19 protein-coding genes and 1 other annotated feature are annotated in these 20,165 nt (G+C 34.7%); of the genes, 2 read left to right on the top strand and 17 right to left on the bottom strand.

Features of this window, described 5'->3' with window-relative positions; all coding sequences use genetic code 11:
• Window positions 1-58: 58 nt before the first annotated feature.
• From DFR56_RS09545 to DFR56_RS09510, 8 genes are all read right to left on the bottom strand, one after another.
• Window positions 59-259 carry a cold-shock protein gene (locus DFR56_RS09545; RefSeq protein ID WP_110395215.1) on the bottom strand — a complete coding sequence of 67 codons (201 nt, stop codon included), beginning with the start codon at window positions 257-259 and terminating at the stop codon, window positions 59-61.
• Window positions 260-536: 277 nt separating this feature from the next.
• Window positions 537-800 (bottom strand): hypothetical protein, encoded by a 264-nt coding sequence (locus DFR56_RS23310; protein ID WP_207521091.1) that lies wholly within the window; start codon window positions 798-800, stop codon window positions 537-539.
• Between the two features lie 278 nt (window positions 801-1,078).
• Window positions 1,079-2,032: an alpha/beta hydrolase gene (locus DFR56_RS09535; protein ID WP_110395214.1), complete on the bottom strand. Its 954-nt coding sequence runs from the start codon at window positions 2,030-2,032 to the stop codon at window positions 1,079-1,081.
• A 170-nt stretch (window positions 2,033-2,202) separates the two neighbouring features.
• Window positions 2,203-3,300, bottom strand: a complete 1,098-nt coding sequence (locus DFR56_RS09530; RefSeq protein ID WP_110395213.1) for an ABC transporter permease — start codon at window positions 3,298-3,300, stop codon at window positions 2,203-2,205.
• Entirely contained in the window at window positions 3,297-4,556 is a 1,260-nt protein-coding gene (locus tag DFR56_RS09525) for an ABC transporter permease (protein WP_110395212.1), read from the bottom strand. The genes DFR56_RS09530 and DFR56_RS09525 overlap by 4 nt, the downstream gene beginning before the upstream one ends.
• Before the next feature lie 11 nt (window positions 4,557-4,567).
• A complete protein-coding gene (locus DFR56_RS09520; protein WP_110395211.1) occupies window positions 4,568-5,500 on the bottom strand; it encodes an ABC transporter ATP-binding protein in 933 nt (310 codons plus the stop codon).
• Window positions 5,501-6,036: 536 nt separating this feature from the next.
• Window positions 6,037-6,969 (bottom strand): SDR family NAD(P)-dependent oxidoreductase, encoded by a 933-nt coding sequence (locus tag DFR56_RS09515; protein ID WP_110395210.1) that lies wholly within the window; start codon window positions 6,967-6,969, stop codon window positions 6,037-6,039.
• Window positions 6,970-7,059: 90 nt separating this feature from the next.
• On the bottom strand, window positions 7,060-7,620 hold the full coding sequence (locus DFR56_RS09510) for a TetR/AcrR family transcriptional regulator (protein ID WP_110395209.1): 561 nt from the start codon (window positions 7,618-7,620) through the stop codon (window positions 7,060-7,062).
• Window positions 7,621-7,762: 142 nt separating this feature from the next.
• Between DFR56_RS09510 and DFR56_RS22930 the strand changes: the two genes are divergently transcribed.
• A complete protein-coding gene (locus tag DFR56_RS22930) occupies window positions 7,763-7,912 on the top strand; it encodes a hypothetical protein (RefSeq protein WP_158525591.1) in 150 nt (49 codons plus the stop codon).
• Between the two features lie 525 nt (window positions 7,913-8,437).
• On the opposite strand, the gene DFR56_RS09505 is transcribed toward DFR56_RS22930, so the two are convergent.
• The 7 genes from DFR56_RS09505 to DFR56_RS09475 all read right to left on the bottom strand — a co-directional run bounded on the left by DFR56_RS09505 (window position 8,438) and on the right by DFR56_RS09475 (window position 15,662).
• On the bottom strand, window positions 8,438-9,079 hold the full coding sequence (locus tag DFR56_RS09505; RefSeq protein ID WP_110395208.1) for a response regulator transcription factor: 642 nt from the start codon (window positions 9,077-9,079) through the stop codon (window positions 8,438-8,440).
• A 12-nt stretch (window positions 9,080-9,091) separates the two neighbouring features.
• Window positions 9,092-10,168, bottom strand: coding sequence for a sensor histidine kinase (locus DFR56_RS09500; RefSeq protein WP_110395207.1), 1,077 nt, complete (start codon window positions 10,166-10,168; stop codon window positions 9,092-9,094).
• Between the two features lie 29 nt (window positions 10,169-10,197).
• Window positions 10,198-11,493, bottom strand: coding sequence for a Zn-dependent hydrolase (locus tag DFR56_RS09495; RefSeq protein ID WP_110395206.1), 1,296 nt, complete (start codon window positions 11,491-11,493; stop codon window positions 10,198-10,200).
• A 30-nt stretch (window positions 11,494-11,523) separates the two neighbouring features.
• Window positions 11,524-12,354, bottom strand: coding sequence for an energy-coupling factor transporter transmembrane component T family protein (locus DFR56_RS09490; protein WP_110395205.1), 831 nt, complete (start codon window positions 12,352-12,354; stop codon window positions 11,524-11,526).
• Window positions 12,344-14,056 (bottom strand): ABC transporter ATP-binding protein, encoded by a 1,713-nt coding sequence (locus tag DFR56_RS09485; RefSeq protein ID WP_110395204.1) that lies wholly within the window; start codon window positions 14,054-14,056, stop codon window positions 12,344-12,346. Before DFR56_RS09485 ends, DFR56_RS09490 begins: the two co-directional genes overlap by 11 nt.
• 145 nt (window positions 14,057-14,201) lie before the next feature.
• Window positions 14,202-14,759, bottom strand: coding sequence for an ECF-type riboflavin transporter substrate-binding protein (locus DFR56_RS09480; RefSeq protein WP_372442985.1), 558 nt, complete (start codon window positions 14,757-14,759; stop codon window positions 14,202-14,204).
• 30 nt (window positions 14,760-14,789) lie between these two features.
• The gene (locus DFR56_RS09475) at window positions 14,790-15,662 is read right to left on the bottom strand and encodes an SAM hydrolase/SAM-dependent halogenase family protein (RefSeq protein ID WP_110395202.1); all 873 of its coding nucleotides are present in this window, start codon (window positions 15,660-15,662) and stop codon (window positions 14,790-14,792) included.
• Window positions 15,663-15,726: 64 nt separating this feature from the next.
• Window positions 15,727-16,004 (bottom strand) — a binding site (T-box leader).
• A 176-nt stretch (window positions 16,005-16,180) separates the two neighbouring features.
• Between DFR56_RS09475 and DFR56_RS09470 the strand changes: the two genes are divergently transcribed.
• A complete protein-coding gene (locus DFR56_RS09470) occupies window positions 16,181-17,128 on the top strand; it encodes a DMT family transporter (protein ID WP_110395201.1) in 948 nt (315 codons plus the stop codon).
• Window positions 17,129-17,457: 329 nt separating this feature from the next.
• Here the strand turns inward: DFR56_RS09470 and DFR56_RS09465 are convergent, their stop codons facing one another.
• Both DFR56_RS09465 and DFR56_RS09460 read right to left on the bottom strand, forming a co-directional pair.
• Complete coding sequence (locus DFR56_RS09465; RefSeq protein ID WP_244916470.1) at window positions 17,458-18,372, bottom strand: c-type cytochrome; 915 nt, start codon at window positions 18,370-18,372, stop codon at window positions 17,458-17,460.
• Between the two features lie 127 nt (window positions 18,373-18,499).
• Entirely contained in the window at window positions 18,500-19,933 is a 1,434-nt protein-coding gene (locus DFR56_RS09460; protein WP_110395199.1) for an MDR family MFS transporter, read from the bottom strand.
• Window positions 19,934-20,165: the final 232 nt, after the last annotated feature.

The raw sequence follows: 20,165 nt of genomic DNA, 5'->3' as shown, positions 1-20,165 counted from the left end.
ATCTGTAAATAAATAACCAGACTCTCACAGTAAATGAGCCTGGTTATTTATTACTTCATTATATAGCTTGTACATTTGTAGCTTGTGGTCCACGTTGACCTTCTTCTACTTCAAAAGTAACCTTTTGCCCTTCGTCTAATGACTTAAATCCATCACTTTGAATAGCAGAGAAGTGTACAAAAACATCGTCTCCATCTTCACGTTCGATAAACCCAAAACCTTTGTCTGCGTTAAACCATTTTACTGAACCTTGTTCCATATTGTTTCCTCCAAGTGTGAAAATCACACAATTTAATACTATCCCTGTCCAAAGTGATTATAAAAACATACAGTCTCTTCACCGAACAAAAATAATTCTTATTTAGAATAGCAGGTCACACAATTTATAGCAAATTATGTTACTTATTCTAGATGTTTTTCATGCATTCAACTTTATTAATTAGGATAAAAAGGCAAATTTTTCTTGTTCTGACAAAACAAATATAAGTAAACAGTACAGCTGCCGTAATCCAAATAAGAACAATACCTAATGGACCCTACGCCCTAGATTCATCCATTTGGATTAATTGTGGGATAGGAAATAAATTAGCTATTTTCAGCGTTAAGCTATCTTTACCGAAATTTAAAAATTCTATCATTAAAGTAAAACCAAATAAAAGCATAATCGGCATTAAATATACAGTAGTCATTCCAACTGTTTTCACAAATAAACCAACACCGATTCCTAATAAGAAATAGAAAAAGAAGAATACGAGTGCAATAATTGCTTTATGATTAAGAAGGTAATATCCATTTTTCATATATTATACACTTATATTTGACTTTTTCGTTTGTTTCTTTCCGATCATATTAGATGAATACAATATCAAACTTTGTTTTGCAAACTACCCCCATACCAATTCACTTGTATAATTTCTCTTTATCCGTGCATAATTTTTCCTCTTACAACAACATTGCAGATTCCATCTCGCGATAGATCTCCTTGATTTCAGGTTGACAGTACCTCACCAAGTTGTAGCCATGCCAGACATACAAATGAGCTTGGCATGTTTTTATCTAAAAACAGCCAAGCTCATCTTCATTGCACATATTTTTCTATAAAACGAGTAATCGTCTGTAAATATTCATCCCGGTGCAGTACGATCGATTCTCCATGGTTTGCACTAGAAAAGGTAATGATTTCACTTTCACTTTTCGTATTCTCGTATAATCTTTTAGCCATATCCGTCGGAACAAAAGTATCTTCTTCACCAGAAATATATAAAATTGGAACGGACGCTTTTTTTACTTGGTCAAGTGCTGATGCTTCTGTTAATGAATAACCTGCCTTTAAATCTGTTACTAAGCTAGTAGATGGTAAAATTGGTTTGTCAGGCAAGTGAAACATTCGTTCCATTTGGTAAGCAAACAAATCATAAACAGAGGTGTAAGGACTATCCGCAATAATAGCTTTTACATTTGCAGGGAGTTCTTCTCCACTTGCCATTACCACTGTTGCCGCTCCCATTGATAATCCATGCATGACAATTTCAGTATTTGGATTTTTTTCGATTAACAGATTCATCCAACCAATTAAATCGAGACGATCATGCCAGCCAAACCCAATATAATCTCCTTCACTATTGCCATGTCCGCGTAAATCAGGCATAAAAATATTATATCCTAGGTTTTCATAATAATATTCACCAAACAACCCCATATCGAATGCGTGTCCAAGATATCCGTGGGCAAAAATAACTGTTTTATTTGATGGTTCTTTTGATTGTAAGTAATAACCATGTAGTTTTAATCCATCAAATGAAGTCATTTCCACCGTTTCAAACTCTTGCTGTCCCGTCCAGTCAATCCAATCCCCTTCTAAAAAAACATCCAACGTTTCTGCTGATACTTCTAAATCAGAGTTTCCTTGTAAAAAGTCTTTCGGTCCACGCTTTATCGCTAAATTATAAAAATAAAAACTAGCAACTACATCTATTATAAATAAAGTACTTACAATAGTAGTAAATAGTATGATCCATTTCTTTTTTTTCAATTCATATTTCCCCCTTAAAAAGCAGGCTCTCTTATTCTATTATAGTCGAAAGAAAAATATTAATCTGCTAAATGGGCCAAATATATTCTATTTGTTTTTTACATATAATCCTTTTTATACCATTTGCGATATTTAAAAACCTGATGCCGATAATCATCAGGTTTTTCAGGTTATGAAATAAATCTTTTTTCCATTAAATGAATGCCGACTCCTGTCATGATCACACTCATTAATAATAAAATGCTAATTGGAAATAATGTTTGTTCAAACGAATATCCGTATAAGGTTACACCATTTAATGCCTCCATCCCGTACGTAATTGGAACAATTTTTGATAATAAAAGCATAAATTTCGATTCCACAATTTCTAGTGGCCAAAAGGCACCACCAATCATTGCCATGCTTATAGTAACGATCGGAATCACCGCATTGTACTGTTGGGTTGTTCGTACTGCACCAGTAATTAAAATAGACAAAGCAACGATAGCAAGGACATAAGGAATCATGACAAGTAATGCTTGAAGAAAGGTACCATGGAAATCAACTTTAATGATAAAACGAAAGACGAGAAATACAGCTAGTATTTGGCTATATCCGATTAAAAAACTATATAAAAAGTTTGCCACATACATTTCCCATTTTCGAATAGGTGATAAAATCATCCGATCCCATACACCGCTTCTTTTTTCAATTAATATTTGAAATACACTATATGCGATCGTATAGACAACGAAAAATAGGGTAAACCCATAGACAGAATGCAAATTACTGTCGTAAACAAACGTGTCATTTCCATAAAAACTAGTTGACTCTGTCTTGAAGATCGGTTCTTCCGTTATTTCATGTAATATTGCCTGTTTCGACTCTAATATCCCACTGGCAAGTTGGTCAATTTGTCGGTCTTTCCGATAAGCATTTGTTACTGATTGTTCGACTATATTGATGTTTGGTGAGTCGATCCCGACGATAATTTGGAAATCATCCTCATATAAATGAAGTCCAAATTCACTTTTTCCACTAATTATTTTCTCTTCCATTTCTTCATAGGACATCCATTCAAAAACAAATATACCTTGTTTTTCTATTAGTTGAACAACATCCATTTCCTGCATACTCTTTTCCTCGACATATGTTGGAACTTTTATTTTATCAAAACTATTAAACCCTCCGACGATAAATGCAAATCCGATTGAAAAAACAGTCATAAGAAGAAAAGTCCACGGATTTCTAAGTAACCATTTTATTTTAGTAAGGAAAATACCGGTCATGAAATTTGCCCCCTTTTCGGAAAACTAATAACTGCTATAACGATAAATGCAACCGTAATAATGATAAGGTAAAATAAATGGTTTATTGTTTCTAAAAGGTCATTCCCTCGTAAAAGATTTAAATATAGGGACATACCAGCACCATTCGGCGTTAAGTCTCCAATCCATTGAAAGGTAGAGGACAAATCACCAATTGGGAAAAAACTTCCACCTAATAAAGCTAAAAAAGCAATAAAGATTGTTATAAAGAAATTAATGACTGCCTCGGAATTTAAACGATAACTAATTGCCGTCAATAACACTGCTAATCCACCTACTGCGATCGCAATCGTTAAAGTGATAACGAAAAATTCTCCCAATGGCCATGTCACTCCAAAAATAATCCATGAAAATGCAAAGATGATCAGTAATTGAATAAATGCAAAAATAGTCCCCGATAAAAACACGCCAATAAAATAAATCCATCTCGAAACATCTGATAATATCACCCGATTAAACACTTGTGATTGCTTTTCGAGAAATGAAAAAGATGCAATTGCTGTTGCAATATATAACACATTCATTACTGCCATCGCGATTGTATAGTATTCTTTTGATGTAATTGGTTCACTTTGTTGAATAGATGTAACTTCTCCAATCATTTGTTCTTTAACTATTTGAAATGTAGTTGGATCTAGTTGATGTTTAGCAGCTATGTCCATTAACTTCAATTGTTCTTGGAATGAATGAACCATGCCTTTCACAGCTGAAACACCCATTTCTGCTCCTTCATTTTCATAAAGAATAATCGTTTCCGCTTCTCCTTCGTCCAGTAAAATATAACGTAGCGTATCATATGTAAAATTAGCAGGAATTTCTATAACAATTGCATATTGGTCACTCTTTAGTGCTTCCTCTTTATTTTCAGGGGAAATTTCCTCGACGGTAATCGCACTATCCACATTTTGCAAAACCTCTTTGTTTAATAGGTGAACGATTTGATATTGATTTGCCGTTTCCTTGTAAATTGCTTTTTCCATTTCAGATATATTGCTGTTTTCTACTTCCTCTATAAACTTCTCTATTTGCATTTTTTCATCGGAATGTTCAATGAAAGCAACATTAGTATCGATTTCGATTGCATTACCACTAATAAATCCACTAAGGGACACACTCAAAATAATAATTAATATTAGTGGCAAAGCGATAAGTAAAAATAATTGCTGAGGATTGCGCATAAAAGTTAGCCCTTGTTTCTTCACTATTTCCCATATCATCCATATCACCTTCAATCCCTTAATGCTCTACCCGTTAAATGGAGAAAAACATCTTCCAATGTCGGTGTTTTCACATTTACTGATTTTAATTCTACCTTTGTCTCATTGGCTAATCTTGTAATGAGTTGAAACACATTTATTTCTTTCGGTACAATAATCGTTATTGTTTCATCTTTTACAAACGTTTCTTTGATCGTTGGTTCTTCTTGTAACGCTTCGATGAAATCATTATTTAATAGTTCGGCTTCCACATGTATCGTATGTTCCGCAGATAATATTTCTTTTATATCGTCTTTTGTTCCTACTGCAATTAAATTCCCTTTATCCATAATATAAATTCGGTCACACAAATACTCGACTTCCTCCATATAGTGGCTCGTATAAAGAATGGTCAACCCTTTTTCTTCATTTAATCTTTTTACCGTTTCCAAAATATAACTTCTCGATTGCGGATCAATTCCTACAGTTGGTTCATCCATAATTAAAAATTCTGGATTGTGTAATAGGGCAACACCAATATTTAATCTTCTTTTCATTCCACCAGAAAACTTTTTTACGACATCCTTTCTCCGATCTACTAAGCCAATAAGTTTTAATACATCATCAATTTTTTGTCTTAATTCCTTACCGGACATCCGGTATATTCGTCCAAAGAAATGTAAATTTTCTTCGGCTGTTAATTCCTCATATAGGGCAATCTCCTGTGGTACTACTCCAATTACTTTTCGGAGTGGAGATGGATTTTTTAAAATACTTTTCTTATGAAATAATACATCTCCCTCTGTTGGTTCAATAAGCGAGGACAACATGGAAATCGCTGTTGATTTACCAGCTCCATTTGGTCCTAACAATCCAACAATTTCACCTTTTTCAATATACATGTTCATATTTTTTACTGCATAAAATTGCTTATAACGTTTTGACAAGTCCATTAACTCAAGCATGTAGCATTCCTCCTAACATACTTTCATCATAAATGAAAAGTATTCCTTCTGGCACTATCTGTAGTCATTATTTAAGAGAAAAGATATGACTTAAGTCACATCTTTGTAAATAAGACCCTTTTGAAACAAAAAAAGTGTTTAGAAAACTTAAGCATTCACGAAAGAAAACATGCCCCTTCATAGGGGTATGCCGACGTTAGGCGCAAAGCCTGTCCTTAGGCCTTCCCTAAAATAGCCACTAAGACGGTGACTAGGTGATGTTGCACTTATGTAAGTAAGGAATTGCTTATTTACCAAGCCTTAGTTCATTTACAACACAAAAGACGTGCTAGTACTGGGGTTGCGACAAGGCTTTTCGATGGGACGTGCATTTAGCGGAGTCCCAATGGTTTTCGGTGGTGCGAGCGTAAGCGCAGTCCCGTAATATCGCACTTTTTATCCAGTGAATAGTAAGAAAGGATTTAAACTTTCTTATTCTACTAAAAAAACTGCTCATACTTTATAGAGTACGAGCAGTTTGAATATTTGCAACATGACTATTTATCTTTCATTATGTCTATCGTTCTTTTTATGCCTTCATCATACGGCGTTTTTGGTAAGATGCCAATATTTTTCTCATATTTTTCGCCATCCAAAACAACAGGTTGTTCATTTAAATACATCATTTCCACGAACTCTCGCATCTGTCGATCAAATAAACCGATGAAGCGAACCATGTTTTTCGTAACGGTGGAAACCTTTTTGTGATTGTTCGTTATTGATTGTAAAATATGAATAATCTCCTCTCCTGTTATCACATCATAAGCGGGAATATTCCAAATTTGATTATATGCCGTTTCATTTAAGGCTAATTCCACCAATGCTTTAGCTCCATCAGGGGTATAAATATGTTCCCTTGATAGGCGTGGATCTCCAACATATTGTGCTTTTTTATTTTCCATCATTTTAGTTAAAGTAAAGTTTAATAAAGAACTTTCGACATAAGGGCCATAAAAGTCTGGAAAATGCGCAATGATATAAGGTACTTGAGAACTCTCATAAAGTTTCTGCATTTCCAACCTTATTTTGCCCTTTTTCGTATGCGGGCGTTTTTCTGTCGTTTCTTTCACTTTTTCACCTGGACTTTTTCCGTAGCTATAAATGTTATCCACTATAGCCAGCTTCGTACTATTTTTTTGCGCAGCTTGAATAATTTGTTGAGTCATAATAGGTAGTTTCGCTTCCCAACTCGCATATGGTAAATTGATCGCATGAAAAATGATCTCATTTCCTTTTACAGCATTCATTAATTCATTGGTAGAAAATACATCCCCTTGGTAAATAGTAATATGTGAGTTATTACCAAAAAAATGATGCAGTTTATCTTTATTACGTGCAAATGCCGTTACTTCCATTCCTCTTTCAACTAGTTCATTTACTAACGAATACCCCATGCCACCTGTTGCACCTAAGACAATTACTTTTTTCATTTCCATTTCCCCTTCCCTTTTGACCACTGTTCAAATTATAGTAAAAATGATGCAAGTAAGGGATGATCACTTACTTGCGCATACATGCACTTATACTTCTGCCCATTTTATTACCATTTTGACATGAAATTTTGCCATTTCTTCCACTTCTGTAAAACCGACAATATGCCTTAAGTAGTGGGATACAAATCCGTGTAACGATAAAAATATCGACCAAATTTCTTGAATGGAGAGCTGTTTTTCACTCAATTGAGCAATTGCATTTGCAAATTTTTCATATGTTTTTGTCGGGTTCTCGTTTAGAAAATGGAGAACTTCTTTATCTTTAATTAAAAACATAATTTCATAATGACTTTGATAATTAAGTCCAAATTCAATAAATCCTAATAATAACTTTTTCAATTTATCCTTATTCTCTGTTTGCTCTTCCAAAATTTCATCCATTCTTTTATCTAATAATGAAAAATGATCTTCCACTAACGCATAAAAAAGTTCCGCCTTGTTTTTAAAATGGTAGTAAATTGCCCCATGACTACATGTCATTTCACTTGCAATTTGCCTCATCGAAACATTCCTATATCCTTTTTCCAATAATAAAGCTCTTGCCACATCCATAATCCGTTCACGTGTTAAATCTGTTTTTCTATCCATTTATTTCAATCCTTTTGACCACTGTTCAAATTAAGTGTAAAGAAAAAATAACAGAATGTCAACTCCTTTTTTATTAAGAAAGAAAATATAGGGGAAAGTGGTACGATAAATCGAAAACCTTTACAAAATGGAGGTTGTAAGATTGACTAACAACAAGAAACGACACAACATAAACGCGGAGCATCTTATGTATGAAGATTATGCGAATCTAGACGATGAAAGACGCTACGATTTAGTAGAAAACCAATTGGAGCTTATGAGCCCTCACGTCAACCATTCATCAACTGATTAGCTTTCAATTACAAATAAACATTGCAAGGAAAGGATTTATACTTTCTTAACTGCTAAAAAGCATTCCAACGTTTGAAAAGGAATGCTAATACAAACTAAAGTTTCGATTTGGAAGTTATTCACTCCCTCTGGAGCAATATTTCCGTTTTTTATTTGGTCAATACCTTAGCAAGGTAGAGAATGAAATTTTATTACATGAGGGGATTAAAGTATGCTAAGTGCCCCATTTCGGGTTAGTACTTATTCGTACCTTAGGAATGGCGATTTCTCTTTTCTTGGGTAGCGATTAGCATCTATTCACACCCTAAGATGGACGGCTTCCCCTTTCTTAGGTAACGATTAGCATCTATTCGCACCCTAAGATGGACGATTTCCCCTTTATTAGGTAACGATTAGCACCTATTGAGCCACACTTTAGCAGTTTTTCCGCTTCCTTGGGTACGATCAGCATCTATTTGGCTGAATCTATTCCTATCATCCAATATTTCCTTGGACAGCATCAACGTCAAAAAACGATTCAACCACTTTATGAAATATGATGTTTCACCGCAAAAATGGCTAGCTGGGTACGATCTCGGCAATCTAACTTTTGTAAAATATTTGTCAGGTGATTTTTTACTGTTCCAATAGATAAATATAAGATTTGAGCTATTTCTTTATTCGTTTTCCCTTCTCCGACTAGCTTGATAATAGCGATTTCACGCTCTGTAAGTTCAGCTGGTATTTCAGCGGTTTTCACTTCATCCCTCTGTAATAAATTCGGAATCACTTTTGCTGCTACCTCCTCATGAATGGGAAGTCCGTCATTCATTGTACTATATACTGCCTTAATTAACTTTTCGGAATCAGCTGTTTTTAGTAAAAATCCGCTTGCGCCATCTTTTAACGTTTCAAGCGCATACTGTTCATCATTAAATGTCGTTAAAATTAATATCTTTATTTCAGGCCACTTTTTCTTCATTATTCGCGTTGCTTCCATTCCATTCATTACCGGCATTCTTACATCCATTAAAATTAAATCGACTAGGTGGTTTCTTTCCAAAATGTCGATCGCTTCTTTTCCATTTTCAGCTTCATGTGTCACTTTCATCTTCTCATCTTGTTCCAACATGACTTTTAATCCTTGTCTAACAATTGCTTGATCATCAACAATTAATATACGCCACACGCCTTTTCCTCCTTATTTATATGGCATCATTCCTTGAATAACAAATTCCTCATCTGTTTGATAAATTTCTATTTGCCCTTCCACTTCTTTCACTCTTTCTATCATATTGCTTAATCCGAAGCCAAATTCAAATTTTTCTTTATTCGTCATCGGATTTGTAATCGAAAAAGCAAGCGTATGAATAGCTGACTTGCCAATCGATATATGAACATGTTTCGATGAAGCATGGCGCATCACATTCGTTAATGCTTCTTGAATAACTCGATATAAAACAATTCCATGTTCATTGGAAAGTGGAATCGATAATACACCATCTTTTATCGTAAATTGAATGAGTAATTGACTTTCTGCCTCTAATTTTCGTATCAATTGAACGACAGCTGTAATTCCCTTCGTCTCACTCTCTTGTAGAGTTTGTACTGCTTGGCGGGTTTCATTTAAACTTTCGTTCGCCATTTGCTTTAAGTCAATATATTGTTCATTTGGATGTTGAATATGTAACATTTCTAATTTCATGATGAGGGCGGTTAAACGATGTCCAACAGAATCATGAATTTCCCGAGCAATTCGGGTTCGCTCTTCTGCTTTTGTGACTTCCTCTGATGCGATATGCATTCGCTTTAGATGACGGTATTCGGCGAGTAATTGTTCATATATTTCTTTTTGCTCTTTTCGGAGAAGTTCCATCTTATTTAATTTAATAAGTAAAAATGCATAAAAACCCCATACGAGCAAAACAGGAACTAAATATTCGAGATGTGGGATCAGTAGACTACAAGAAAACAGCAAATTTACTATTAGTAAAAATAAATTCTTTATATTCGATAACCGAAATGTTGCCATAGTCGTAATAAGCAAAAGTAAAAGGGAGCTATAAAGGAAATCATGTATGATAAGCCCATGTAAAAAAATGACCATTGACAATATGCCATAAACGTACACGGAAATATCCCGTTTAGATAAGAAAAAAAACAAAGCTAAACTAGCAGTCAGCATAAAAAAGCTTAATGTTAGCTGGCTACTAGTTTCATAGATCATCAGTATCCATATAATTACAAACAGTACAAATCGAATGAAGAACTCTTGCATTTCTCTCCACTACCTTTCTGACAAAAACCTTATTGTGAGTTTTCAAGAAATGTTTTTAATACATGTACTGCCTGAACACAATCATTCAAATCAGACCATTCATCTGGATGATGACTTACACCGTTTTTACTTTTAACAAATAACATTGCAGCCGGAACTTTTTCTCCGATAATCATCGCATCATGACCTGCTCCACTCGGCAAATAATAGGGAGAAATATTATTTGTTTCTAGAGATTTAGCAAGTAAGGCTTGAAATTCTGCTTCAATAGGTACCGGAGAAATACGAATTTTTTCCTCATATGAAAGTTGCACTCCATGTTTTTCAGCAATTTGCTGTGCAGCTTCGACTACTTTTTCTACTACTTGTTCTTGATTTTCCCGTGTTATATCACGCATATCGACATAAAGACTGACTTCTCCCGGAATTACATTTACTCCGTTCGGTTTCACAGCTAGTTTTCCAACTGTTGCAACTGCAGACGAACTAATAGTTACGGGAATAGATGGTACCCTCTGGATAAATTCACTTGCAACAATGAGTGCGTCTTTCCGGTCATTCATCGGTGTATTTCCCGCATGCCCTGCTTGTCCAGTAAAGGTAAATTCAACCCAACAAGGACCTGCTATTCCTGTGACAACCCCACAAGCGAGATTTTCTTTTTCTAATCTTTTTCCTTGTTCAATATGGACTTCAATAAATAACTCATAATCATCCAAGTTGCGAACAGCCTGTTGATATCCTTTAACGGATAAATCAACTGATGCTAACACTTCGGAAAAAGTCACACCAGCTTGATCTGTTAGTTGTAATTTTTCGTCGATGTTTCCTTTCCCAGTTACTGCCTCACTTCCATGAAAGCCACTATTAAAACGAGAACCTTCTTCATCTGTAAAAACGACGACTTCATAAGATTTTTCTGGTTGATAGCCCGTTTTGCGCCAAGCTTCGACAACTTCTAGTGCTGTTATCACACCAAGCGGTCCATCAAAATGTCCGCCATTTGGTACACTATCAACATGCGAACCAGAAAGGATTATTTTTGCATTTTTATCCTTTCCTTCCAAGCGACCAAAAACATTTCCAGCTCCATCGATTGTCACACTTAATCCCGCTTCTTTCATCCATTGAGCAACTAATTGTTTTGCTAACCTTTCTCCTTGCGAAAACCCAGGTCGGTTAGAACCATTATCATCAGTTAAACCTATTTGAGCAATTTCGTGTAATCGACTAGCTATTCGTTTTCCACATACCCCATCTTGATCGAACGCAATATCATAGCCTGCTACAAGCTTTTCTTGTAAATTATAGTGATTGTTACTCATTTACGTCTCTCCTTTAGATTAGAAATCTGTTTATACAAATGGATTATAAAACCTCGAACCATCAGAAAAAGTAATTACTAGTGAAACGATTAAAATAATAAAACCAACTAGCATTGTAACATAGTCGTGTCGATTAAAGTTTCGTTCATTATACCATGTCCTTTGTTTCTTTTTGCCAAACGCACGTAGTTCCATTGCATTACTAATCGTATCAATACGATCTAAACTCGATAAGATGAGGGGCAAAATGATAGAACCTGCATTTTTAATTCGTTTCGTCAATTTTTCCTTGCTTGACAAATCAATGCCCCGTGCTTGTTGCGCTTGAGCAATTGTTCTGAAGTCCCTTTGAATATCTGGTATATAACGCAAGGCAAGTGATACTGAGTAAGCAATTTTATAGTTCACGCCAATTTTATTTAAAGAAGCAGCAAATTCACTTGGATGTGTCGTTACGATAAAAAGTAATGCAGCTGGAATAACAGCAAAATATTTAAGTGTAATATTAAACTGATAAAATAATTGTTCTAACGTTATATTATATCTTCCAACAATTTCAACTAAGACATGGCTTGTTCCATATATTTTAACTCCTTCTTGTGGAGAAAAAATATAAATTGCAATATTATTTAATAATAGAAACGCTAAAATAAATAATAAAACAAAACCAATTTCCCGAAGCTTTATTTTAGAAACTTTTAAGACTATCATACTAAAAATAAAAAGAACGAGCAAAATTCGAGTATCATATGTTAACATAGCAATACTTGACCACATAATAAAAATAATTAATTTCGTTGCTCCTGATAATCCATGAATAAACGACTTTCTATCAATATATGCTAGCATTTCAGTTGCCAAACCCTCTTACCTCCTTATCAAAGGAAATAAAACGTGCGACAAATTCAGTAGGATGTTCAATATTCGCACGTCTTGCTAATTCAAATAAAGAAGTTTGTTTTAAATTTGCAGCTTCTACTATTTTTTTATTTGACAGAACGTTAACTGCCGAATCATCAGCAATTAACTTCCCATCTGCTATCACAAGACAACGCGGCGTATACTCTAGCATTAAATGCATATCGTGTGTCACCATGATAATCGTAATTCCCAGTCTATTTAATTTTGCAAGAAATTCCATTATTTGCGTATAATGAAAAAAATCTTGCCCGGCAGTTGGTTCATCTAAAATAATTACCTCTGGATTTAATACTAAAATAGATGCAATCGTTACTCGTTTTCTTTGGCCAAAACTTAATGCAGAAATTGGCCAGTTTCGAAACGGAAAAAGTCCACAAACTTGAAGTGCTTTTTCTACTCTTTCTTTTATTTCATCTTCACTTATTCCTCGCAGTACTAGCCCTAAAGCAACTTCATCATAAATCATATGTTTTGAAATCATATGATTCGGATTTTGCATGACCATTCCTATTTTTTCCGCACGCTCTCGAATCGTAACATCTTTCATATCCTCCCCAGCAAAAAACATTTTGCCACTATGCCCTTTTTCAAATCCACAAATTAATCTTGATAACGTAGATTTTCCTGCACCATTTTTACCGACAATGCTAATCATTTCACCTTTTCGAATTGTAAATGAAATATCATTTATTGTAGGCTTTTGAGCACCATATGCAAATGTAATTTTTTCTACTTCTAAGATTGATTCCGCTTCCGGAAGACTTTTCTGTATGGAGGTTGATTTATACCAATTATGTAAAGCCTCTTTACAATCATATAAATTAAGTTTATTGAAATGTTCTAGGTTCATTTCTGGTGTTAGTTTACAATTGGCATATTTTAATGCTCTAATATAAAGTGGCTCACGGATATTCGTTTGTTCAAGAATGGATGAAGCCAATAATTCATTTGGTGTCGTATCGCTGATGATTCTTCCTTGATCCATTACAATAATCCGATCTACATGTTGATCTAATACGTCTTCTAATCGATGTTCAATGATAATAACAGTTGTATGAAGTTCTTTTTGAATTTCATCAATAAGTTTGATTGCATGTCTACCTGTTGCTGGATCTAGATTAGCAAGTGGTTCATCAAATAAAAGAACATCAACTTGCTCAACCAACACACCACCTAGGGCAACACGTTGCCTTTGTCCACCCGATAACTCATGTACAGAAGCCCCTAAATATTTCTCCATATTTATTAATTTTGAAATATCGATCACTTTTTCTTTCATTATATCGATAGGGACTTCATCATTTTCAAGGGAAAAAGCAATATCTTCTCCTACCGACAAACCGATAAACTGTCCATCGGGATCTTGTAGAACAGTTCCAACTATTTTTGATAATGAAAAAATAGTTAAGTCTTTTGTTTCCTGCCCATTTACCTTTAAGCTTCCAGTAATATCACCTTTATAAGCAAATGGAACTAACCCATTTAGACAATGGCCTAACGTACTCTTCCCACAACCCGAAGGCCCTACAATTAAGATTTTTTCTCCTTGATTGATTGTTAGATTAATGTCATGTAATGTCGGATTTTTTTGACTATCATATTTAAACGTAAAATTGTTAAAACAAATAATTGGTTTTTTCATCTTAAGTCTCCCTTAGTAGATCAAGAGTGTTCTTTACAGAAAACAAGCCCCTCCACATAAGGGAGCGGAAAGGCTAATTAACTATCATCTATTTTCATTATAATATACTATAACAAATAATTTCAGACTACTCTTTGAGAAAATATTATTCAACTGAAAGACTATTACTTTTGCTGCGCGTTCTTGCATACGATATTAATAATATGGTACCGATAACACCAACAGTTACAATATTGGATAGTCCGGCTGCAATTCCTTGTAGGTAAACTTTATTTGCTGGTTCTGCATAAATGATAATGTCTAATGTTGGAGCAATTAAAAACCAACCAATAGCTTGAACAATCGCTTGAACAATATTAAATGTAATAATTTGTTTTCCGCCAAAAATTCCTGATTGGATATTAATTCGGCTAGCAAAAACTCCAATGAATAGTCCGACAAATGATGAAACTAAAACCCAACTCCACCAAATAGAACCATAAAACAAAGCGTCTTTTAATGCATGGCCAATTAGCCCAATAAGTACTCCAGCAATCGGTCCGAAAATAATAGACATTAAAGCTAAAAATGCGTACGAAGTTTCAATTGATGTATTCGGAATTCCAGTAGGGATCGAAGCAAACCTCCCTAATATGACAAATACTGCTGATCCAATCCCAATTGCTACAATCGTTTTAATTGATAGTCCTCTTTCCATTTTCATTCTCCTTAAAGTTTATTTTAATCATCATTTTTAATCATTAACATCATTATATGCTGTATTAATTGCTTTTCGAATCGTTATTTTCCAATTCATACCTGTACCGATATGATAAGCTTTAGCAAAAGATCCCTGATTAATCGCTACTCCTAATTTATCAACAGAGTTTACATAAATTAACGGTTCACCTAGTCGGCTATCAGCAAAAGATCTACCATATGTCATTGCATTTTTATACACTTGGCGTTCATTATTTTCAATTGTAACTTCTAGTAAATCCCCATATTCGACATTAGATTGAATAAAAAGGTCCCTGCTAATATTCGTCCATAGATTCCCGAATCGGACATCAAGAATATCGATATTTCCTGATACGAGGCCATTTTCTACGGTTGGTTCAGGATTAGCTAATTCGACAATTTCCTTAACATTTAGTTTCCTCCCTACTTCTTCAAAACTTATAACATTTGCCGCAAGTCTAGCTCCTGTGTATGCGTAAATATCGCGACCATGGAATGTATAGGATTCTCCAGAATTCGGCAAACGATTGATTGTTTCGTCAATTTCCCTTAGTTCGATAATTCCGATATTTTGTAATACATGTGTTAATGTTCCATTGTTTGGCGTTATAATATATTGATTATCCACCGTTTTTGCAACTACACTTAAACGCTCTGTTCCAACTCCGGGGTCGACAACAGATACGAATACTGTTTCTTTAGGCCAATATGAAATAGTTTGATATAAACGGTACGACCCTTCCCAAATATTGTACTGTGGAATTTCGTGTGTTAAATCAAATATTTTTAAATTTGGATCGACAGATAAGGCAACTCCATACATAGCACTTACTGCACCATCACATAATCCAAAATCTGTTTGTAATACTAAATGTCTACTAGTCATCTTAAAAAATACCTCCAATAAATAAAATTTAAAAGCAAAAAACCACGTCCTTATCTTTAATATCGATAAGGACGTGGTTGAATATACGTGTTACCACCTTATTTTACTATTTGCTCACACAAATAGCCTTACTAAGTACGCAAATGTTTTAAACAAACATTTTTAATACTTTTGCTTTGATAACGGGTACCAAATCCCGTCGGAACCTACTTATACACAATGGTATGTTCAGCACGAAACTCTGAGGCCATTTTCCAATTTTCCATTTTTGCTTCTTTTCAGCTACCGAAGCTCTCTGTGAAAAAATGATCAAACTGTACTTTTTCTCGTCAACGTCTTTTTATAATCATATGCGAATTTTTAAGTTAAATTGATTATACGAACAGAAGAAATATAAGTCAAGTATTTTCTATTCAACTTTTATTTATATTTAGTCACTACATCTATAATAAGCTGTTAACGTGATTTTATTTTTTAAAAGAATATACTGTATATAAATAGCATTTAGAGGTGACAACGTGAGACCAATTTTAATTGGATTATTAGGGGCTTTATTTTTTTCTTTTGCATTTATTTTTAACAGATCGATGGAACTTGCTGGAGGAAGCTGGGTTTGGAGTGCTTCCATTCGGTTCTTTTTCATGTTGCCAATGCTTTTACTATTAGTAAGTTTTAGAAGAAATATTACACCTGTATTCCTTCATCTTAAAAAATATCCATTCCAATGGATCATTTGGAGTACAGTAGGATTTGGTTTTTTCTATGCTCCACTTACTTTTGCCACCATTTATGCACCTGGTTGGCTTGTTGCAGCAACGTTCCAGCTTAATATTGTTGCCGGGTCTCTACTCGTTCCGTTTATTAATAAAAAGAACCGTTCCATCCCAATACAAAGTGTTATTATTTCCATCATTATTATTATTGGTGTCTTCCTTATGCAAATCGAGCATGCAGACAATGTTCCAATAAAAGGCGTTATCTTAACGATTATTCCATTGCTTATTTCCTCTATCTCCTATCCATTAGGTAATCGGAAAATGATGCAACTCGTTAATGGCGAGTTAAATACAATACAGCGTATTTTAGGAATGACGATTGCTTCTTTACCATTCTGGATAATTTTATCAATTTACGGGATATTTTCATTTGGGGCACCAACACAGCATCAAGTAGTGCAAACATTTATCGTCGCAGTCTTTTCGGGTGTGATCGCAACTATTTTATTCTTTTATGCAACGGAGCTTGTTAGACACGATAACCATAAACTAGCGGGAGTAGAAGCAACTTCTTCGGGTGAGGTTCTTTTTGCCTTACTTGGTGAGATTATATTTTTAGGAGCCTTATTACCAAACTTTACTTCTTTCATAGGCATTACACTCGTTATTTTCGGAATCATTCTTCATAGTATTATTTCGACTTTAATTGATCGAAGGCGATTAATGGTCAACAGGCAAAGGTTTTCTTAATTAATTTGTAGCCGAAAAATAATGGGGAAGTATTTTACTTCCTATAGGAGTCTCGGTATACTTGGAATGCTTTGTGTCTGAATACTTTTGTTTTATGTTTCCCGAGGAGGCTGAGACAGTGCCCACGGTAAAGAAGACACTGTGAAAGCAATGATCCGTAGCGGAAAACAACCTATCTAACAGTTATGCCGCATTTTATAGACAATTGGTAAACACATTTGAAAAACAGCCAAATGAATAATCCGAACGAATGATCATTTTTATTGAAGAAATTTGAATCATCGTTCGGATCTTTCTATGATTAAAACACTTTTGTCCTCGCCTTTATTTTAGTGTTTTGCTGGGACAACATTTTCAATCTCAGTCCAGTCAAATTCCCCATTTTGAATTTTTTCACGGCGATCTTTTGTAATAATATCAGTTGGTCTTTTACCATGCGGAAAGTCATCGTCATGCCCTTCCCAAACTGGACGGTCTTGCGCTAAAATAAATGCTGCTAAATCGGCCGCTTCTTGATCTGATAACTCATATTCTGCACCAATCGGCATATTGTTTTGCAAGTATCCTGCCATTTTCGTTAAACGTCCCATTCCAGCTCCATCGTTAAAGGAATTTTCCCCCCATAACGCTGGCCCTGTATTTGCTCCGGTTCCAGCCCCATCTTCGCCATGACAAGTGAGACAGTTTTTCTTCCCGTATAATTCCTCGCCATTTTCGACATTTGGTTCAGGCACTTCGTCCATAGAATTAACAACAACCCAAGGTCTTTCTGCACCAATTTCAACGCCTTGAGAAATGTACGTTAAATACGAAATCATTGCTCGCATTTCTTCACTATCATTTGGAATCATTTCTCCATTCATACTACGAATCATACAACCGTTGACTCGGTCTTCTAACGTAAAAGTGATCCCTTCACGTGGTCGATATTGTGGATAATCTGCCGTTACCCCGACTAATGAAGAACTTTTCGAGAGTCCACCATCTGCATGACAACTTTGACAAGATAATTCATTCCCAACATAATCTGATAGTACGGTATTCGTTTCATTAAAAATTTCTTCACCATATTTAATTGCATCTGTCATCGGATCATCAGGATCCAACTCTTCTAAAGAGGGAGGCGTATGCTCATTTTCGCCACTTACGTCATCTTGTATGCTTTCTTTATTCTCTTTTGCTGTACAACCTATAATCACAAATAACGAAACGAATAAAAGTATCCATAATTTCTTCTGTTTCATCCTCATCTCTCCTCCTCTAGTTGTTATACTCTTATTATAACTTTCTTCCATTTTGAATAATAGTCTAAGGAGGATTCTGTACTGTTTTTTCACGAGAAATTCAAATTTTGTTTAAAAATTTGTCGGTTTACATTTGGGATGCTGATTTTTTCTCATTTGCCCGTACGTTTCTATCCTTTACATAAAAAGATAAGATAAGCGCAATAAACGTTATTGCAGTTGCAACATAAAAAGCAATATTAACTCCATGAATCAACGCTTCTGTATCAGTAGCGTGGTTAGGAGCAAGCGCAGTTACGGACATAATGGTAACAAGTGTTGCTGTTCCAATCGAGGCTGCCACTTGACGCATCGTGTTTGTCATTGCTGTTCCATGTGGGATTAGCCGCGTCGGTAAAACATTTAGTCCAGCAGTTGTCGATGGCATCATCACCATCGAAATTCCAACCATTCGTATCGCAAAAACAGTTGCTAAATAAATTAAGGAAGTGGAGGAACTTAAGTTTGTGAAAAACAATGTTGTTACTGTCATGATCGATAATCCGATAATTAATAACCATCTTGCACCAATTGCATCAAAAATTTTTCCGATGAATGGCGATAAAATTCCCATAATAAGTGCACCAGGTAAAATCATTAATCCCGATTCAAACGCTGTAAAACCTGCCATCAATTGCATATAAATCGGTAGGATCGTTTCTGCTGCAATAAGCATCATAAATCCAACCATTCCGATAACAGTTGTAAGCGTGTATACTTTATATGTAAATACACGAAACTCTAATACTGGTTCTTTTAATGAAAATTGTCTAAAGATAAAAATGGTAAGTGTAATCGATCCAATAATCAATGACATAATTACGGCAGGATTAGACCACCCATAATTTCCTACACTACTAAAACCGTACAATAATCCCCCAAAACCGAACATGGATAGAATGATAGATAGATAGTCCACTTTTGGAAAAGTGCGTGTAATAATATTTCTCATAAAGAAAAATGCTAAAATTAAATCGATCAATGAAAGTGGAATAATAATATAAAACAAAGATCGCCACGGTAAAATTTCGATTAACCATCCTGATAAAGAAGGCCCAAGTGCTGGTGCAAAGGAAATAACAAGTCCAGCCATGCCCATAGCAAACCCTCTTTTTTCAACCGCAAAAATTAACATAAAAATTGTCATCATAAGTGGCATCATAATTCCAGCCCCAACTGCTTGTACAATTCTCCCGACCATTAACATTGGAAAGTTTAAACAAACGGCACAAACAATTGTCCCAATAATAAAAATAGCCATGGACACAAAAAATAATCGTCTCGACGTAAACGTTTCCATTAAAAAAGCTGTAATCGGAATCATAATCCCATTCACTAACATAAAGATTGTCGTAACCCACTGTCCAGAATTCTCTGATAAATTAAATTCGATCATTATATGTGGTGTTGCTGTTATTAATAACGTTTGATTTAATATTGCTAAAAATGTACCTGCAAGCAAAATAGCTACAATCGACTTCTTGTTAAACTGCTCTTCATTTTTTGTCGTAAACTTTGCCACAAATTCAACTCCCGCTTTTTGAGTATGTCACTATTATATATCTTTTTTGATATTCTTTTAGTTTTTTGCTCATTCTATGAATTTATTATTGTTCATAAGACCTAAATTTGAGCCATTCAGTATCATTCTAAAGACAACTTGGAAGAGGTCGTATTTACAAATACTCCTAAAAAATCGTATCCCTGTCTCTTTTTCCATTTCTTACTCATTAAAAAACCGCCCTTATGCAATA

This window comes from Pseudogracilibacillus auburnensis (genome assembly GCF_003201975.1).
In the GTDB taxonomy this organism is placed as follows: Bacteria; Bacillota; Bacilli; order Bacillales; family Amphibacillaceae; genus Pseudogracilibacillus; species Pseudogracilibacillus auburnensis.
Note: the sequence above shows the minus strand (reverse complement) of the source record. Positions and strands in the feature narration are given on the sequence as shown.

Bases quoted from the DNA above. Each gene is read 5' to 3' on its own strand.
- DFR56_RS09545 (WP_110395215.1), bottom strand. From the start codon at position 259: ATGGAACAAGGTTCAGTAAAATGGTTTAACGCAGACAAAGGTTTTGGG.
- DFR56_RS23310 (WP_207521091.1), bottom strand. From the start codon at position 800: ATGAAAAATGGATATTACCTTCTTAATCATAAAGCAATTATTGCACTC.
- DFR56_RS09530 (WP_110395213.1), bottom strand. From the start codon at position 3,300: ATGACCGGTATTTTCCTTACTAAAATAAAATGGTTACTTAGAAATCCG.
- DFR56_RS09525 (WP_110395212.1), bottom strand. From the start codon at position 4,556: ATGATATGGGAAATAGTGAAGAAACAAGGGCTAACTTTTATGCGCAAT.
- DFR56_RS09520 (WP_110395211.1), bottom strand. From the start codon at position 5,500: ATGCTTGAGTTAATGGACTTGTCAAAACGTTATAAGCAATTTTATGCA.
- DFR56_RS09515 (WP_110395210.1), bottom strand. From the start codon at position 6,969: ATGAAAAAAGTAATTGTCTTAGGTGCAACAGGTGGCATGGGGTATTCG.
- DFR56_RS09510 (WP_110395209.1), bottom strand. From the start codon at position 7,620: ATGGATAGAAAAACAGATTTAACACGTGAACGGATTATGGATGTGGCA.
- DFR56_RS09500 (WP_110395207.1), bottom strand. From the start codon at position 10,168: ATGCAAGAGTTCTTCATTCGATTTGTACTGTTTGTAATTATATGGATA.
- DFR56_RS09495 (WP_110395206.1), bottom strand. From the start codon at position 11,493: ATGAGTAACAATCACTATAATTTACAAGAAAAGCTTGTAGCAGGCTAT.
- DFR56_RS09485 (WP_110395204.1), bottom strand. From the start codon at position 14,056: ATGAAAAAACCAATTATTTGTTTTAACAATTTTACGTTTAAATATGAT.
- DFR56_RS09480 (WP_372442985.1), bottom strand. From the start codon at position 14,759: ATGAAAATGGAAAGAGGACTATCAATTAAAACGATTGTAGCAATTGGG.
- DFR56_RS09475 (WP_110395202.1), bottom strand. From the start codon at position 15,662: ATGACTAGTAGACATTTAGTATTACAAACAGATTTTGGATTATGTGAT.
- DFR56_RS09465 (WP_244916470.1), bottom strand. From the start codon at position 18,372: ATGAAACAGAAGAAATTATGGATACTTTTATTCGTTTCGTTATTTGTG.